At 50.5% G+C, this 552-nt stretch carries 1 protein-coding gene; it reads right to left on the bottom strand.

Going from position 1 to position 552, the window contains the following annotated elements; all coding sequences use genetic code 11:
- Positions 1–552 (bottom strand): glycoside hydrolase family 97 catalytic domain-containing protein (locus C464_RS18040; RefSeq protein ID WP_006114994.1); only part of this gene is annotated, 552 nt, incomplete at both ends.

The following is a 552-nucleotide window of genomic DNA, read 5'->3' as shown; positions in this document are numbered from 1 at the left end:
CATCCGAGTGAACGGGAGGGTAACATGGTGGTCTCGTCCAACCCTTGAACCAAGTTCGCCAAACCCGTCGTACTCTTGTGCTTTCACTACTTCTCGTGCGGCAACGTTCGGATATGTCCGAATCTCGCCGGTCGGTTTGATCCCCTCATGGATTTCTAGCATCTGACGATTCGCAGCGGCAGCTTGGATGACCGTTTGGTGGTGGTTCACCGCACGCTGAGAGTGGTGGGTCTGAGTCGGCTCTTGATCGTCTAATTTATCATACAGCCCAGGGTCGTTGACGTACCCGTTTTTGATTGATCGAATCCCAGTGTCCTCGTAATTTTCAAATATATTCTCATTTTCAATTTCATCCTCATAGTTAGCGAGATTCCCAGACGTCTCGTTGTGCATCGTCATTTCGACCGGGTTCGAGAGGTTGGCACCGAACTCGGTAACCTCATTCACATCAAAGTCCGGATAGGAGTCGTCAATACCAAGTTCGAGGGCAGTTCCATCGGCATTGGCACCGTAACTACTCCAGCCTTTATTCCACCCTTCTGCGAGAACACT

This window comes from Halorubrum coriense DSM 10284 (genome assembly GCF_000337035.1).
GTDB lineage: Archaea > Halobacteriota > Halobacteria > Halobacteriales > Haloferacaceae > Halorubrum > Halorubrum coriense.
Note: the sequence above shows the minus strand (reverse complement) of the source record. Positions and strands in the feature narration are given on the sequence as shown.